The 15,631-nt window shown below is 70.8% G+C and carries 14 protein-coding genes and 1 tRNA gene; 4 read left to right on the forward strand and 11 right to left on the reverse strand.

Annotated elements, in window-relative coordinates:
- Nucleotides 1-90: 90 nt before the first annotated feature.
- Nucleotides 91-1,437 carry a vWA domain-containing protein gene (locus tag OG241_RS19720; RefSeq protein WP_405816856.1) on the forward strand — a complete coding sequence of 449 codons (1,347 nt, stop codon included), beginning with the start codon at nt 91-93 and terminating at the stop codon, nt 1,435-1,437.
- A 52-nt stretch (nt 1,438-1,489) separates the two neighbouring features.
- On the forward strand, nt 1,490-2,845 hold the full coding sequence (locus OG241_RS19725; protein ID WP_405816857.1) for an FHA domain-containing protein: 1,356 nt from the start codon (nt 1,490-1,492) through the stop codon (nt 2,843-2,845).
- A 27-nt stretch (nt 2,846-2,872) separates the two neighbouring features.
- Here OG241_RS19725 and OG241_RS19730 read toward each other — a convergent pair whose 3' ends face one another.
- The gene (locus OG241_RS19730) at nt 2,873-3,886 is read right to left on the reverse strand and encodes a methyltransferase domain-containing protein (RefSeq protein WP_405816858.1); all 1,014 of its coding nucleotides are present in this window, start codon (nt 3,884-3,886) and stop codon (nt 2,873-2,875) included.
- Nucleotides 3,887-4,014: 128 nt separating this feature from the next.
- Between OG241_RS19730 and OG241_RS19735 the strand changes: the two genes are divergently transcribed.
- Nucleotides 4,015-4,428, forward strand: coding sequence for a globin (locus tag OG241_RS19735; RefSeq protein WP_006378001.1), 414 nt, complete (start codon nt 4,015-4,017; stop codon nt 4,426-4,428).
- 41 nt (nt 4,429-4,469) lie between these two features.
- Here OG241_RS19735 and OG241_RS19740 read toward each other — a convergent pair whose 3' ends face one another.
- The 7 genes from OG241_RS19740 to OG241_RS19770 all read right to left on the reverse strand — a co-directional run bounded on the left by OG241_RS19740 (nt 4,470) and on the right by OG241_RS19770 (nt 13,727).
- Nucleotides 4,470-5,162 carry a hypothetical protein gene (locus OG241_RS19740; protein ID WP_405816859.1) on the reverse strand — a complete coding sequence of 231 codons (693 nt, stop codon included), beginning with the start codon at nt 5,160-5,162 and terminating at the stop codon, nt 4,470-4,472.
- Entirely contained in the window at nt 5,159-5,620 is a 462-nt protein-coding gene (locus tag OG241_RS19745; RefSeq protein WP_405816860.1) for an acyl-CoA thioesterase, read from the reverse strand. The genes OG241_RS19740 and OG241_RS19745 overlap by 4 nt, the downstream gene beginning before the upstream one ends.
- Before the next feature lie 2 nt (nt 5,621-5,622).
- A complete protein-coding gene (gene ettA, locus OG241_RS19750) occupies nt 5,623-7,287 on the reverse strand; it encodes an energy-dependent translational throttle protein EttA (protein ID WP_405816861.1) in 1,665 nt (554 codons plus the stop codon).
- Nucleotides 7,288-7,498: 211 nt separating this feature from the next.
- Nucleotides 7,499-8,920: a TQXA domain-containing protein gene (locus tag OG241_RS19755; RefSeq protein ID WP_405816862.1), complete on the reverse strand. Its 1,422-nt coding sequence runs from the start codon at nt 8,918-8,920 to the stop codon at nt 7,499-7,501.
- A 234-nt stretch (nt 8,921-9,154) separates the two neighbouring features.
- A complete protein-coding gene (locus tag OG241_RS19760; RefSeq protein WP_405816863.1) occupies nt 9,155-9,628 on the reverse strand; it encodes a single-stranded DNA-binding protein in 474 nt (157 codons plus the stop codon).
- Between the two features lie 389 nt (nt 9,629-10,017).
- On the reverse strand, nt 10,018-12,102 hold the full coding sequence (locus OG241_RS19765; protein WP_405816864.1) for a GTPase: 2,085 nt from the start codon (nt 12,100-12,102) through the stop codon (nt 10,018-10,020).
- 5 nt (nt 12,103-12,107) lie between these two features.
- Nucleotides 12,108-13,727 (reverse strand): dynamin family protein, encoded by a 1,620-nt coding sequence (locus tag OG241_RS19770; protein ID WP_405816865.1) that lies wholly within the window; start codon nt 13,725-13,727, stop codon nt 12,108-12,110.
- Between the two features lie 323 nt (nt 13,728-14,050).
- Here OG241_RS19770 and OG241_RS19775 point away from each other — a divergent pair.
- Nucleotides 14,051-14,123: transfer RNA gene (locus OG241_RS19775), tRNA-Arg, on the forward strand.
- 178 nt (nt 14,124-14,301) lie between these two features.
- On the opposite strand, the gene OG241_RS19780 is transcribed toward OG241_RS19775, so the two are convergent.
- From OG241_RS19780 to OG241_RS19790, 3 genes are all read right to left on the reverse strand, one after another.
- Complete coding sequence (locus tag OG241_RS19780; RefSeq protein WP_405816866.1) at nt 14,302-14,856, reverse strand: hypothetical protein; 555 nt, start codon at nt 14,854-14,856, stop codon at nt 14,302-14,304.
- A gap of 18 nt (nt 14,857-14,874) precedes the next feature.
- The gene (locus OG241_RS19785; RefSeq protein ID WP_405816867.1) at nt 14,875-15,090 is read right to left on the reverse strand and encodes a hypothetical protein; all 216 of its coding nucleotides are present in this window, start codon (nt 15,088-15,090) and stop codon (nt 14,875-14,877) included.
- Nucleotides 15,091-15,168: 78 nt separating this feature from the next.
- The gene (locus tag OG241_RS19790) at nt 15,169-15,615 is read right to left on the reverse strand and encodes a hypothetical protein (protein ID WP_405816868.1); all 447 of its coding nucleotides are present in this window, start codon (nt 15,613-15,615) and stop codon (nt 15,169-15,171) included.
- Nucleotides 15,616-15,631: the final 16 nt, after the last annotated feature.

The raw sequence follows: 15,631 nt of genomic DNA on the forward strand, positions 1-15,631 counted from the left end.
GGGGGTGCCCCCAGAAGGACCGGAGGGGACCGGTCCGCATAAAGTCACTGCTCCACGGATGTGGGGTTTTCGAGGGGGAGCGAAGCAGGCATGGCCAATTTCTCGAAGTCGAACGTGCCGCAGTTCTCGGTGGACGTCTACCAGAACGAGTACCTGCCCGACGGCGGGCGTGAGGTCAGCGCGATCGTGACGGTCACCGCGACCGGTGGCGGCACGGTCGGCACCGCGGTTGCGGCACCCCACGTCTACTCACCGGGCCAGAGCCCGGACGCGGCCGTGGCGATCATGGTCGACTGCTCCGGCTCGATGGACTACCCGCCGACCAAGATGCGGGGCGCCCGGGAGGCGACGGCCGCCGCGATCGACGCGGTACGCGACGGTGTGCACTTCACGGTGATCGACGGCACACACGTCGCCAGGGAGGTCTATCCGGGCGGCGGGCGGCTCGCGATCGCCGACGCCACCACCCGTGAGCAGGCCAAGCAGGCGCTGCGCCGGCTGACCGCGGGCGGCGGCACGGCCATCGGCACCTGGCTGCGCCTCGCCGACCGGCTGCTGTCCTCGTCCGAGGTCGCCATCCGGCACGGCATCCTCCTCACCGACGGCCGCAACGAGCACGAGTCGCCGGAGGACCTGAAGGCCGCCCTGGACTCCTGCGCCGGCCGCTTCACCTGTGACGCACGCGGTGTGGGCACCGACTGGGAGGTCAAGGAGGTCACCGCGATCGCCTCCGCGCTGCTCGGCACCTCCGACATCGTCGCCGACCCGGCCGGCCTCGCCGCCGACTTCACGCAGATGATGGAGACGGCGATGGGCAAGGAGGTCGCGGACGTCGCCCTCCGGCTGTGGACCCCGGTCGGCACGGAGATCAAGTTCGTCAAGCAGGTGGCGCCCACCGTCGAGGAGTTGACCGACCGCCGCACGGAGGCCGGTCCGCGCGCCGGTGACTACCCCACCGGCTCCTGGGGGGACGAGTCGCGCGACTACCACGTGTGCGTCGAGGTGCCCTCCGCCGGCCTTGGCCAGGAGATGCTGGCCGCCCGTGTCTCCCTGGTGATCCCGCAGCCCGACGGCAGCGCCCAGAACCTCGGCGCACAGGGCCTCGTACGGGCTGTGTGGACCGACGACATGGCGGCCTCGACGTCGATCAATCCGCAGGTCGCGCACTACACAGGTCAGGCCGAACTGGCGGAAGTCATCCAGCAGGGTCTGGATGCCCGCAAAGCGGGGGATATCGACGGTGCAACGGCCAAGCTGGGACGAGCCGTTCAGCTCGCCAGCGCCTCCGGAAACGCGGATACTGCGAAACTGCTTGCGAAGGTGGTGGACGTGGTCGACGCCGCGGCAGGTACTGTGCGACTGAAGGCGAAGGTCGAGGAGGCCGACGAGATGACACTCGAAACACGGTCCACAAAGACTGTTCGTGTAAAGAAGTAACCGCACAAAACGCAGCGAAGAAGAAGCGAAGAGGAGAGGGGGAAGAGCCGACATGCCGACCTGCCCGAACGGACACCAGTCGGGTTCCGACGACTGGTGCGAGGTCTGCGGTCACCGCATGGCCGGTGCCGTGCCCCCGCCCCCGCCGCCACCACCGGCGCCCGGTTACGCCTATCCGCCGCCCGGTTCCGCCACCGGGGCGCCCGGCAGCCGCTCGCACCTGTCCGCCGTACCGGACGCCGAGCAGGAGCTGTGCCCGCAGTGCCGCACCCCGCGTGAGGGGGGCGCTCCGTTCTGCGAGGAGTGCCGGTGGAACTTCCTGACGAACACGGCGACCTCGTACACCCCGGCCGCCCCGCGCCCGCCGGCGCCCGGACCGGGCCAGGGGTACGGAGGGGGCCCCGGTGGCGCGGGCCCCGGCCAGCGCTTCCAGCCTCCGCCGCCCAGCCAGTCGGGACCGTCCTACGGCGGCGGTGACGGGTACGACTACCAGAGCTCGCGCCCGTCGCAGATCAACCGCCCCGCCGAACCGATCCCGCCCTTCGGCGGCGACCCGTCCCGCCCGGTCCCCCCGCCGCCCGGCCCGACCCCCGGCGGCCCCGGCAGTACGTCCCCGGGTGGCCCGCAGGGTTACCAGCCCGGCGGACCCGGCGGATCGCAGGGATACCCCCCGTCCGGTCCCGCACCCACCTCCGGCGGGCCCCAGGGATACCAGCCGCCCGGTGGTGCTCCGCAGGCTTTCCAGCCGTCCGGTCCGCCCTTCCCGCCCGCGTTCCCGCAGGAGACGGGCCGGCCCGGCGGTTCGCCGTCCGGTCCCGGTGGCGGCTTCGGCGGCGGTGACGACGACTGGGTGATCTCCCCGCCCTCCGGCGGCCCGGGTGGACAGTCCGGCCCGCCCGCACCGGCCGGCGGCGGCTACGGCTATCCGCAGCCCGGCCCCACCCAGGCCCCGCCCTCTCCGGGCGGCGGCTACGGCTACGGGCAGCAGCAACAACAGCGGCCGCTGACCTGGTCCGCGACGATCGGCCCGGACCGCGAGTACTTCATGGCGATGATGCAGCGCTCCGGCCCCGAGGCTGCGGGGCTGAACCTGCCCGCGTACTCGCCGGAGCAGCAGCGCCCGCTCACCGGCAACCAGATCACCATCGGCCGCCGCCGTCACTCCACGGGCGAGTCCCCGGACATCGACCTGGCGGTGCCGCCGGAGGACCCGGGCGTCTCGCACCAGCACGCGGTGCTGGTCCAGCAACCCGACGGCAGCTGGGCGGTCGTCGACCAGAACTCGACCAACGGCACGACGGTCAACAACTCCGAGGAGCCCATCCAGCCCTTCGTCCCCGTACCGCTGCAGGACGGCGACCGGGTGCACGTGGGCGCGTGGACGACGATCACGATCCGCCGGGGATAGGCCGGCAACAGGGCGGAGCGGCCGCGGTCAGACGGGAAGGGGCCAGGCGTACGGACCCGTGGGTTCGTCGAGCCAGGCCCACTCCTGGTCGCCGCTGACGGTGATCCCGTACCGCTCCCGTACCGGACGGTCCTCGCGTTCCCACAGCGCGTAGGCCTCCTGCGGGTCGAGGCTGCCCCGGGTGAGCGCCAGCAGGAACCGGAACAGTTCGTGCTCGCGCGTCCGGGCCGGGAGTGCGCCCAGGTGCGGGATGTCCGGCTCGGGCCGGCTCTCGCCGCGCAACGGCACGAAGTAGGCGGACGTGTGCAGGAAGCGACCCTCGGCGTGCTCCTCGTCGAGGACCGTGAGGGCGGCCAGGCCGGTGGCGAACGGCGTCAGAACACGGGCGCCGGGGCGGCACTGGGCGAGCCACGCGCGCGGGACCGAGCTGAGTGTGCAGGTCGCGATGATCCGGTCGAAGGGAGCCCGCTCGGGCACTCCGCGGGCGCCGTCGCCGGTGACGACGACCGGATGGTGACCGGCGGCGGCCAGATGCCGCCGGGCCGACTCGGTGATCTCCGGGTCCAGATCAACCGTCGTGACGTACGCGTCGCCGAGGCGGTGGGCGAGCAGCGCCGCGTTGTATCCCGTACCGGCGCCGATCTCCAGGACACGGTGCCCGTCCTCGACCTCCAGCTCGGTGAGCATCATGGCCATGAGTGAGGGCTGACTGCTGGAGGAGACCAGCTCGCCGTCGCGTACCCGGGTCGCGAGCGGCACGTCCGCGTAGGCGCCACGCAACCAGCGCTCACGTGTCCGCCGGTCAGGACTCTCGCCCCACAGCCGCTGCCGTCCGGACACGGCACCGGCGTAGTAGTACGGCACGAACAGATGCCGAGGCACCGCCTCGAACGCCTCCCGCCAGGCCGGATCACCGGCCCAGGCCCCGCTCGCCTCGATCACCCGCACGAGTTCCGCCCGCGCCGAAGCGGCCAGGTCGTCGAGATCACCGAGATCGCCGAGGCCGTCGTCCCCGCCCTCGTGGACAGCGTGCGCGCTCATACGTCCACTGTCCTGCGCCCGGGGCCGGGGCGCGAGCGCCGATCCCGGCCGAAGCGGAACCGGGCGCCCGGTGTGGCCACGAGGGGGTGGTCCTAGGCCTTGAGTCCTCGGCCGGTCAGTCTGAGACCATGGGTGACGTGAAAGAGATTCCGCGCGGCACGCTTCAGGAGCAGACCTTCTACGAGCAGGTCGGCGGCGACGAGACCTTCCGTCGCCTCGTGCACCGGTTCTACGAGGGTGTCGCCGAGGACCCGCTGCTGCGGCCCATGTATCCGGAGGAGGACCTGGGCCCGGCCGAGGAGCGGTTCACACTGTTCCTGATCCAGTACTGGGGCGGCCCCACGACGTACAGCGAGAACCGCGGCCATCCCCGGCTGCGGATGCGCCACGCCCCCTTCGCCGTCGACCGGGCTGCGCACGACGCGTGGCTCAAGCACATGCGCGTCGCCGTCGAGGAGCTCGGCCTCTCGGAGGAGCACGAGCGGACGCTGTGGAACTACCTGACGTACGCGGCGGCCTCGATGGTGAACACCGAGGGCTGACGGACTGACCGGGCTGAGGGGCTGAGGGGCTGAGCGAGCCTTCAGCGGACGCTGACGTCCAGTGACCCGAGTCCAGCCCTGCGTACGGCGATCGAGCCGTACGGGGTGCGCAGGCGCAGCCAGGCCCCCGCCGAGACCAGCGCGAGCGGCGCCTCCGCGGCTGGCTGACCGACCTGTGCCGGCCGCAGGAAGCCCAGGGACTGCGCCGCGTGGACGGCCCGCACCGGCAGGGGGGTGTCCCCCACCGTCCGGGTCCAGATCTCGCGTCCGATCCGGTCGAGTTCGGCGCGGGTACGCAGCTCGTCCGGCAACTCCTGCGTACGGGACCGGAATTCGGCGACCGCCGCGGCGACCATGGCGCGCAGCGCGTCCGGTTCGGGCAGGCCGGGCTCCGGTCGCCAGCCGCCGCGCGGGGGCAGCACCCCGGCCCAGGGCGGGCCGGTCACGGCGCCGGGGACGGTGAGGGTGGCGGCCGACTCGTCCGCCGTCTCCAGGAGTTCACCGGCCGACACGGTGACGTCGAGGGCGACGTCCAGCCCGTTCTCGTAGGGCTTGGTGAGCCGGGCCGTCCGGATGGCGAGGACCTCGAAGGACGGGGGCCGCCCGAACACGGCAAGCGTGGTCCCGGACACCTGGAGGCGTACCGCTGCCCCACGGTCGTAGTGGAGCAGCCGGGCGAGGAAGGCGGCGAGGTCCGCCGTCTCCCCCTCGTCGGCGAGGTGCAGGACCGTCATGCGGCGACGGCCCCGCCCTCTTCGTCGGCCGTGGCTTCGACCTTGACCTCGGCCTTGGCTTCGGCTTTGTCAGCGTCCATGTACTCCTCCAGGAACTCCCGTTCCTCGGAGGTGATGCGGCGCGGACGCTGCGTCGCGAAGTCGAACGGCACGACGACGGTCGAGGCCCGGACGTACACCTGGTCCGGGTCCTTGACCTCGTAGGTGAGCGTGAACGACGCCGCTCTTATCCGCGTGACCCACAACTCGATGTCCACGGGCGTGTGCCGGTGGACCAGTTGCCGCTTGTAGTCGATCTCATGGCGCGCCACCACGGACCCCTGCTGGAAATCCTTGTCCGGGCGGAACAGGAAGTCGATACGGGCTTCCTCCAGGTAGCGGAGGAAGACCACGTTGTTGACGTGGCCGTACGCGTCCATGTCCGCCCAGCGCAGCGGGCAGCGGTAGATGTGCCGCAAGATCAGCCCCGGGTCAGCTTCTTGTAGGTGGCGCGGTGCGGACGGGCCGCGTCGGCACCGAGCCGCTCGACCTTGTTCTTCTCGTACGACTCGAAGTTGCCCTCGAACCAGTACCACTTGGAGTCACCCTCGTACGCGAGGATGTGGGTCGCGACCCGGTCCAGGAACCAGCGGTCGTGGGAGATGACCACAGCCGCGCCCGGGAACTCGAGCAGGGCGTTCTCGAGCGACGACAGGGTCTCGACGTCGAGGTCGTTGGTGGGCTCGTCGAGGAGCAGCAGGTTGCCGCCCTCCTTGAGCGTGAGCGCCAGGTTCAGGCGGTTGCGCTCACCACCGGACAGGACGCCGGCCGGCTTCTGCTGGTCCGGGCCCTTGAAGCCGAAGGCGGAGACGTAGGCCCGCGACGGCATCTCGACCTGGCCCACGTTGATGTAGTCCAGCTCGTCCGACACCACGGCCCAGAGGGTCTTCTTGGGGTCGATGTTGGCGCGGCTCTGGTCGACGTAGCTGATCTTGACCGTGTCACCGATCTTGACCGAACCCGAGTCCGCGGGCTCGAGACCCTGGATCATCTTGAACAGCGTGGTCTTGCCCGCGCCGTTCGGGCCGATGATGCCGACGATGCCGTTGCGCGGCAGCGTGAAGGAGAGGTCGTCGACCAGGACCTTGTCGCCGAACGCCTTCGACAGGTTGCTGACCTCGACGACGATCGAGCCCAGACGCGGGCCCGGCGGGATCTGGATCTCCTCGAAGTCCAGCTTCCGCATCTTGTCCGCCTCGGCCGCCATTTCCTCGTAGCGAGCCAGGCGGGCCTTGGACTTGGTCTGGCGGCCCTTGGCGTTGGAGCGGACCCACTCCAGCTCTTCCTTGAGGCGCTTGGCGCGCTTCTCGTCCTTGCGGCCCTCGACCTTGAGACGAGCGGCCTTCTTCTCCAGGTACGTGGAGTAGTTGCCCTCGTAGGGGATCGCGCGACCGCGGTCCAGTTCGAGGATCCACTCGGCGACGTTGTTCAGGAAGTACCGGTCGTGAGTGACGGCGACGACAGCGCCCGGGTACTTCGAGAGGTGCTGCTCCAGCCAGTTCACCGACTCGGCGTCGAGGTGGTTGGTGGGCTCGTCGAGGAGGAGCAGGTCCGGGGCCTCGATCAGCAGCTTGCAGAGGGCGACACGGCGCTTCTCGCCACCGGAGAGGTTGGTGACGGGCCAGTCGCCGGGCGGGCAGCCCAGCGCCTCCATGGCCTGCTCCAGCTGAGCGTCCAGGTCCCAGGCGTTGGCGTGGTCCAGGTCCTCCTGGAGCTTGCCCATCTCGTCCAGCAGCGCGTCCGAGTAGTCCGTCGCCATGAGCTCGGCGACCTCGTTGAAGCGCTTGAGCTTGCCCATGATCTCGGCGGCGCCGTCCTGGACGTTCTCCAGGACGGTCTTGGACTCGTCGAGCTTCGGCTCCTGCATGAGGATGCCGACGCTGAAGCCCGGCGACAGGAACGCGTCACCGTTGGACGGCTGCTCCAGACCCGCCATGATCTTGAGAACGGTGGACTTACCGGCACCGTTCGGGCCGACCACACCGATCTTCGCGCCGGGCAGGAAGCTCAGCGTCACGTCGTCAAGGATGACCTTGTCGCCGTGAGCCTTGCGCGTCTTGCGCATCGTGTAAATGTACTCAGCCAAGAGAAACCGTCCGGCAGCTTGAAATCAGGCAGTGGTGGGGTTACACCCCATCTTGCCGTACGGCCACCCTTGCGGGGAAACGAGTACGTCAGCGGCCCCGGGCGCCAAGCGGGCGGGGCCGGGGCCGCGTGGTCCGGTGGGTCACCGTGCGGTCACACACTGTTGAGTTGTCAAGGTGCGATGTCACTCACACTCGCGCTCGCGCTCGCGCTCACTTCCGACGACCTGCCCCGTGCGGCTCCTTCTTGCCGACGAGGAGCACCACGCCGCCGCCGATCGCCAGCAGGACGATCGCTACGCCGGCGATCATCGGCGTCGCGCCGGAGCTGCCGGTCTCGGCCAGGTTGACGCCGTCGGCGGAGGTGTCGCCCGCCAGGGCCGGGCTCGGTTCACTGAGCGTCTGCACTTCGTCCCCGCCGGCGCCGCTCTGGGTCGCGCAGTCGAGGACGCCCGCGAACCGCTGCCCGAAGCCGTTCGGCCCCAGAATCGTGAAGTCGTACGGCTGGTCCTCCTGCAGGGGGATCGTCACCGTTCGTGACTCCCCGGCCGCGACGGTGTGCTCGAAGCCCATCAGCTGGAAGGTGAACGCCTCGTCGCCCTTGTTGGCGGCCGTGATGTCCACACCGTTCTTCGCGCAGTTCTTCCGCGCCGACAGCGCGGGGACGGGACCGGTGGCGGCCCAGTTCGCGGTCGCCGTCGCCGAGACCGTGGACTCGCTGGAGCCGGCGAGGATCTGGGTCTGGCTTCTGCTGTCGGAGGTGAAGGCGCGGCCGACCGGCACACTGGTCGAGGCCTGGACGCTCAGCGCGGCCGAACCGTCCAGCGCCTTCCCGGGCACCTCGAAGAACATCTGGCCGCCGTCGACCACGGACGTGACGGCCCGGCCGTCCTGGTCGACGACCCGTACCCCGCTCGTCGCGGCGTCGGCGGGCGGTATCACCGTGACGCTGTCCGCGTCGGTGTGCACCGTGACCGGCCCGAGCCGCTCCCCGGGGTGGCCGGAGACCGCGGGCGGGTCGAGGGTCAGCGAAGCGTCGGGCTCCGCGAGGTTCTGCGCGCTCTTCTCCAGATAGTCCGCAAGCTTCTCGGCCTGCGGGTCGACCGCGTCCACGTCGGCGCCGTCCGAGTAGCGCCAGATGGCCACCTGGGTGCCGGCCGCCGCGTCCTGCTCGGTGAGTCCGGCGGCGCCCGCCCGGGCTGCCAGCGCCGCGAGGTCGTTCACCTGTGGATAGGAGTTCTGCAGGATCCAGCGAATCCGGCCGGCGTCCTTGTTGCCGCTCAGCGAGGTGCCGCTCCAGGACGTCTCCTGGTACTTGGCGTCCTTCTGTGTCGGGTTGTTCAGGTCGACGCAGTACGTCTGCAGCGTGCCCCCGTTGTCGACGGACATCTCGAACAGGCCGGCGGACAGCTGCTGGTCACCGTCGTCCCCGTGGACGACGGCCGTGCCGTACGTCTTCAGCCCGCCTATGGTGGCGGTCGCCCCGCCCTGCTGCTGCGGGGTCGCGTCCGCGACGGCGGTACCCGCGGTGACCAGCGCGCCGGTGACGGCGAGACCGGACACCATGGTCGCGGCGGCGAGCCGGGCCGCCGCCGCTCGCCCGCGCCCGGACAGCGCGGAGAACGAAGAAAACACAGAATTCCCCTTCGAGCAGGACCCGTTGACGTGGGGGGTGCGGTCCCACCAGCAGCATCAGAAGCCCAGTGAGCTATGCCGGGCATCCTAGGGACGTGGCGGACCGCACTTTCCAGTCCTGTCATCGAGTGACCGATCCGACTCGGAATCGTTATCGCCAAGATCATCCGTATGCCGGTCAGTTCACCGATAAGCCTCAGTTCGGTCGGCGTCGACGCCGACCCCGGACCGGTGTCACGTCACCGCCGCGGGCTCCCGCCGTTGTCGCGCCCCGCCTCCGCCCTCGTCGGCCACGGGTGTCTCCCAACTGGGTTCAGGACGTGGCGTCGCCGAGGCCTCGCCCTTGAGCGGGCCGGCGGAGCGCCGGAAGGCCGAGGTACCCCGCGCGAGATCGTGGCCGATCGCCACGGCGTCGATGTCCGCCGACGTCCAGCTCTGCCCGTCGCGCATCTCCGTGCGCACCCTCAACCGGCCCTGCACGATCACCGGTTCGCCCAGCGACAGCGATGCCCCGACGTTCGTCGCCAGGGCCCGATTCGCCCACACCGTGAAGAAGTTGGTGTGTCCGTCCGTCCACGTGTTCTTCTCGCGGTCCCAGTAGCGCGAGGTCACCGCGAGGCGGAACCTCGCCGACGCCCCCGACGCCAGGTCTCGGTACACCGGCTGCGTCGCCACATTGCCCACCGCGCACACCATCGTCTCGTTCACGCGAACCACCCCTCCCGGCTCCGGCGCACTCGCGCCGGGCGGATACCCGTACGGGCCCGTCCCGTTACGGCTGTCTCCGACACGGCGACCGCGAGAACTGCTCCGGTCGCCGCTGCGCGCCGATCACATCCGTCGTGATCGCCGCGAAGCCAGAATGCATCCGTCGGTCCGAGCCCGCTGAGCCCTGTGGACTACCGGCCGGTTGTGGAAAACTCCGTCACCCGACCGGGGGACCGCTGTCCCGTTTGCCCGTCACTCATCCGGGGTTCAGGCCTTGCGGCCTGCGGGTTCCCCACCCTTCCTGCCCCGTCCGGACCCCTTCGGTCGAAACCCCGTCCAGTCGCAACCCCTCCGGTCGACGCCCCTCCGGTCGAACATCCGTCGCGCGCTCACCCGACCACCGCCCGAGCCCCCGTGACCCGCCCGTACTGCTCCCGTACCTCGCGATACCGCAGCAGTTCCGCCGCCACCGGATCCAGGACCCGGGCCCGGCCGCAGCCGGCCGCCGCTTCCCGCAGCCGCCGTTCCGCCTCCAGGCCGTACCGGCGGGCCGGGCCGCGAGCCGCCAGTCTGCAGCTCCACTCCACGCCCGGACCGCCGACGATGCCCACCGACATCAGCAGCACCGGCACACCCAGGTTCGGCGCCATGACCCCGACGATCTGACCCACCAGCCACAGCCCGCCCACGATCTGAAGGATCGTCATGGAGGCCTGCGCGAGCACCGCGACCGGCCACCAGCCCGGCCGGGGCGGCCGTCCCGACGGGGTCCCGGCGCGGGTCGCCAGCTCGTCCAGCGCCTCGGACAGGCCCTGTGCCCCCCGTACGGCCGCCTCGCGCACCGCCAGCGCCCACGGCGCGGGAAGTCCGGCGGACGCCCGCTCCGCGACCGTACGCACCGCCTGCTCGACACGTTGGCGGGCCGTGGCCTCCTCGTCCGGTTGCTCGCGTACGGCGAAACGGCCGGTGGAGGGTTCGCGCCGGTCCTGACACCACCGCCACAGCCGCAGCCACGGGGTCCCGCAGGCACGGTTGGCGTTGCGCAGCCAGACCCGTTCGGCGGCCTGGCCGGCGGCGGTGGCGCCCACCGCGTCGGCGAGCCGGTCGGAGAACTCGTCCCGGGCCCGTTCGCTGAGCCCGGCGCGCCGTCCGGTCGCGTAGACGGGCCGCAGCTGCCATGCGGCGGCGTCGAGGTCGGCCGAGATCCGGCGTGCCGCGGCCCCGCGCTCGCCCACGAACTGTCCGAGCGCCTCACGCAGTTCGCCGATGCCGTGCCCGGTGAGCGCGGACAGCGCCAGTACGGTGGCGCCCGGTTCGCCGTACTCCCCCAGGGCGATGCCGTCCTCGTCGAGCAGTCGCCGCAGGTCGTCGAGGACCTGGTGGGCGGCCTCGCCGGGGAGGCGGTCCACCTGGTTGAGGACGACGAACATGACCTCCGCGTGCCCGGCCATGGGCCGCAGATAGCGCTCGTGGAGCACGGCGTCCGCGTACTTCTCCGGATCGACGACCCAGATGACCGCGTCGACCAGGGCCAGTACGCGGTCCACCTGTTCGCGGTGCTGAACGGCCGCCGAGTCGTGGTCGGGCAGATCGACCAGGACCAGACCGCGCAGCTGGGCCTCCGCCTCCGCGCTCTGCAGGGGGCGCCGGCGCAGACGTCCGGGGATGCCGAGCCGGTCGATGAGGGTGGCCGCGCCGTCGCTCCAGCTGCAGGCGATGGGCGCGCTGGTGGTCGGCCGGCGTACTCCGGTCTCCGAAATGGCCACTCCGGCGAGGGCGTTGAACAGCTGGGACTTGCCGCTGCCGGTGGCGCCCGCGATGGCGACGACGGTGTGCTGCCCGGAGAGCCTGCGCCGGGCAGCCGCCTCGTCGAGCACCCGGCCGGCCTCGGCGAGGGTTCCGCTGTCCAGCCGGGTACGGGACAGCCCCACGAGCTCCCGGAGCGCGTCGAGCCGGGAGCGCAGCGGCCCGTCGTACGCCAGGGGCATCACGGGCTGGGGGACGCTGCTGGAGACCCGGGGCTCAACGACCGTCTCGCGCGCGGGCGGGGGGTCCGTCTCGGACACGCGACGAGCGATCAGGCCGTCGTCCCAGGCGCCGGAGGACTCGGATTCCGGGCGGGGGTCCGGGCGGGTGTTCTTGGGGGTGTCCTCAGGGGGGCTCTTGGAGGGGCTCTTGGGGCTGGCGGGAGAGGCGGAGGCAGGGGCAGGGGCGGAATCGCCGTCGCAATCACCATCACCACTGGCGGAAGGGGCCTCCCCGGGGGTGTCGCTTTCGGGCGCCCCGCCGTCGCTGTCCTTCTCCGTACCGTCCTTCTTTTCGTCCTCCTGCTGCTTTACCGCTTCCTGCTTCACCTCTTCCCTCGTGTCGTTCTCGTCGTTCTTCTCGGCTTTGTCGGGGTCGGAAAGGCTCTCCTGTGGAGGCGCGTTTTCGGCCGAGGCGTCGTGGTGGTCGTGGTCAGTGACTGCGGTCACGGCGGTCACCTCTCCTTCTGCAGTACGGACAGCGCGGCGATGAGTTCGGCCTGGGGCTCCGGATGGACTTCGAGTGCGTCGAGCGGGGCCAGGCGGCGCTCGCGTTCGGTGTGCATGACCCGGTCCAGGTGATCGGCGAGCAGCCGTCCGCCGCGGTCACGCAACCGCAGGGCGCCATGGGCGCCGATGCGCTCGGCCAGCCCCTCGCCGGCGGAGCGGGCCCGTCGGCCGCCCAGCAGTGCGGTGGCGACCAGCGCGGCGACCGCCTCGACGTCCGGGGCGGCACTCCGGTCGAGGTCGCGCAGCTCCTCCTCGGCGTACTCCTCCAGCTCGCGCCGCCATCGCCGTACGGCCATCCCGACGCGGTGTTCGACGGTCTCCTGGGACGGGTCGCGTCCCGTCAGTCCCGGGGCGTCGGCGGCGGGTTCGCGGCGCCAGGCGTCGTCCACGCGTTCGTCGGCGGCGGTGACGGAGCAGAGCAGGAGGGCGCAGAGGCTCTCCACGAGGGCGTCGAGGAGTTCGCCCGCGGAGCAGTCGAGCGGGAAGGCGCGCCACCGCTTCAACGCGTCACCGGCGAGGACGGCGCCGGCCTGCAAACGCCCCCGCACGCGCGCGTGCTCGCTGTCGTAGGCCCCGTCGACGGCCGCGGTGAGCCGCAGGGAGGCCGAGTACTGCGCCGCGGCGGCGCCGGCCAGCTCGGGCATACGGGACTTGAGGGAGTCGAGGACGCCGTACGCCGTACGGGCCATGGCTTGCTGCCGACTGGCGGGGTCCTGCGCCTGCTGGATGAGCCAGGCACGCAGCGGCGCCACGGCGGTGGCCGGAAGTAGCCCACCGCCCCAGGCGGACTCGGGCAGTTCGGGCACGGTGAAGCGCGGTACGTCGCCGAGGCCGGCCTTGGTGAGGAGGGCGCCGTACTGCCGGGACACCTCGGACACCACCTGGTGGGGCACCCGGTCGAGGACGGTGACCAGGGAGGCCTGGTAGTCCTTGGCGGTACGCAGGAGATGCCAGGGGACGGCGTCGGCGTACCGGGCGGCCGTGGTGACCATGATCCAGATGTCGGCGGCGCAGATCAGTTCGGCGGCGAGGACGCGGTTGTCGGCGACGAGGGAGTCCACGTCGGGGGCGTCGAGGAGGGCGAGTCCGCGCGGCAGGCTCTCGGCGGTCTCGACCCGCAGGACCCGTGCCCCGTCCTCGCCGGGAAGCAGCAGATCGTCGCCGGAGTCCTGCCCCGGATCGTGGTGGGGCACCCACACGCGCGTGAGGTCGGGCAGCACCCGCATCCCGCTGAACCAGTGATGGTCCTCGGGATGGCAGACCAGCACCGGTGTCCGGGTCGTGGGCCGCAGTACGCCGGCCTCGCTGACCCGGCGCCCCACAAGGGAGTTGACGAGGGTCGACTTGCCGGCCCCTGTGGACCCGCCCACAACGGCGAGCAAGGGCGCTTCAGGTTCCCTCAGTCGGGGCACCAAGTAGTCGTCGAGTTGCGCGAGCAGTTCGTCGCGGTTGGCACGCGCGCGTGGCGCTCCCGGCAGGGGCAGCGGGAAGCGTGCGGCGGCGACACGGTCGCGCAGGGCGGAGAGTGCGTCGAGCAGCTGAGGCCGTACGTCCAAGGTCACCACATGTGAAGAATGCCCAATTTTAGGGGAATTCTGAAGCATATGAGCATGTCTGCGCGCCGACAGAACACAAGGGACGGAAGGGACGTCTAGGACGTAGGCGCAGTCCAGGCATAACGAGTGCACAACACCCGATGCGCGAGAGGGCAAAAGCGGTGCACGATTCGTACCTGCCTGCGATTATCAGGACCGCTTCACTGAACCTCCACATTGAGCCACGGAGGTGAAGCAACCAGGACAAGGCCGCAGGAGCCCTATCCTTGTCCCCGGCAACGTCAAGGACCGGCCCACACCCGGGCCCACCACGACTGAGGCCACCACACCCGGCCCCCGTAGCTCAGTGGATAGAGCAGGCGCCTTCTAAGCGCTTGGCCGCAGGTTCGAGTCCTGCCGGGGGCGCAAGTCTCAGCTCTCCTTTGGGAGGGCCTTTTTGCTGGTCAGATCGGGTTTCACTCGTACGCCACAGCCCCGGACACTCCCCCGACGATCAAGGGGCAGGTTCCGGGGCTGTCCGGCTGTCACCGGGTTTTCGCGGGTGGCCGTGTCGAATACGTGTCGAAGTTCTCGGCGAGAAACCTCAGCCGACGTCGGGCAGCTCGGGGAGATCCCCCGCAGCCTCCAGGCGCCTTTTCAGGTCAGGCAACTGCCCCTCGACGCACCGAGCGTAAGTGGCCAGCAGCACCGGCACGCTGTTTCCGGCCCATTCGGCCACCTGGGCGGGCGGGATCCCGTCATTGAGCCACTTCGTGAGGCGCGTGTGCCGGTTGTCGTACACCCGCCTGCCCGTGGGCGACTCGAAGACGTGCGGGGGCAGGACCGCCTTACGTGCACTGCGCCAGGCCCGGCGGATGACCGAACCCGCGAGGATGCCGCCCGCCTCCCCCTGGAACAGCAGATCACCGGGCTTGAGCTCTTCGTCCTCGATGTGCTGCCGCAGGATGCGTGTCAGGGCGGGATGCCCCGGCACGGTGCGTGTCCCGCCCTCGGCACGGCCCTTCAGGTCGCGTTCCTCGTGGATCTCTCCGGTATCGGTCCACTGCTTGCCGACCTCCGGGGTCGCCGTGCGGATCAGCAGCTCACACCATTGGCCCCCGGCGTCGGGGCCGGGAAGCATCACGTCCTGGACTCGCATGGCTATGGCTTCCTCCGGTCACAGAGCGCAGTAGTACAGCGTGGCGAAGCACGCGTGCAGCCGCTTTCCTCCACGGGGCCGGCGCCGGATCCAGTCGAGGAGTGCCGCCGCCTGGTCCGCATTCATCAAGGACCGCTTGTCCACGGCGTTGGTGGTCTTGGTGACAGCCGTCGACTCCTTCCCCTTGGGGAGGGGGTTCGTCCGCAGGACGCGGCGCCGCACCGCGTGCTTCATGACGACGTTGAGGATCCGGCGGTGACGCTTCTTCGACCAGGCCGCCGCCTGCTTGCCGTCGAGGCGCGTGTCGACGGCTCATAGGACCTCATCGACCCTCTCTTCCTCCTCCCAGGCCGAGACCGGCAGGGAGTTGCGCTCCACCCACCTCAAGATGGTCACTACGTCTCGCGGGGCATCCGCACGACGGGTCGCGTTGAACACCCATTCGCGCAGAGCGGTCCGCACGGCCACCGGGGCGAACTGGGTCGGTTGGGCTCGCAGCAGTGCGATGGAGACCGCCGTCAGGGTCTTGGCGGTGTTCTTACGGCTGTTGCCGCCGAGCTCCGGCCAACGGGCATCCACGTACTCGACGGCGAACGTGTACCCGCTCATGGAAGCCGACTTGGAGCGGTGGGACACCGGCAGCCCGGTGGCGATGACGAAGGCCTCGCCCTTCCCCGTGGCCCGGATCCGCTCGGAGCGGAAGCCCTCGGCAAGCGCAACGGTGCCGAAGGGTTCGCGCCAGCGCTTGTCCGCAACCACCCAACGCACCGTGTAC

The sequence above is a fragment of the Streptomyces sp. NBC_01390 genome, assembly GCF_045040105.1.
In the GTDB taxonomy this organism is placed as follows: domain Bacteria; phylum Actinomycetota; class Actinomycetes; order Streptomycetales; family Streptomycetaceae; genus Streptomyces.

Bases quoted from the DNA above. Each gene is read 5' to 3' on its own strand.
- OG241_RS19720 (WP_405816856.1), top strand. From the start codon at position 91: ATGGCCAATTTCTCGAAGTCGAACGTGCCGCAGTTCTCGGTGGACGTC.
- OG241_RS19725 (WP_405816857.1), top strand. From the start codon at position 1,490: ATGCCGACCTGCCCGAACGGACACCAGTCGGGTTCCGACGACTGGTGC.
- OG241_RS19730 (WP_405816858.1), bottom strand. From the start codon at position 3,886: ATGAGCGCGCACGCTGTCCACGAGGGCGGGGACGACGGCCTCGGCGAT.
- OG241_RS19735 (WP_006378001.1), top strand. From the start codon at position 4,015: ATGGGTGACGTGAAAGAGATTCCGCGCGGCACGCTTCAGGAGCAGACC.
- OG241_RS19740 (WP_405816859.1), bottom strand. From the start codon at position 5,162: ATGACGGTCCTGCACCTCGCCGACGAGGGGGAGACGGCGGACCTCGCC.
- OG241_RS19780 (WP_405816866.1), bottom strand. From the start codon at position 14,856: ATGCGAGTCCAGGACGTGATGCTTCCCGGCCCCGACGCCGGGGGCCAA.
- OG241_RS19785 (WP_405816867.1), bottom strand. From the start codon at position 15,090: ATGAAGCACGCGGTGCGGCGCCGCGTCCTGCGGACGAACCCCCTCCCC.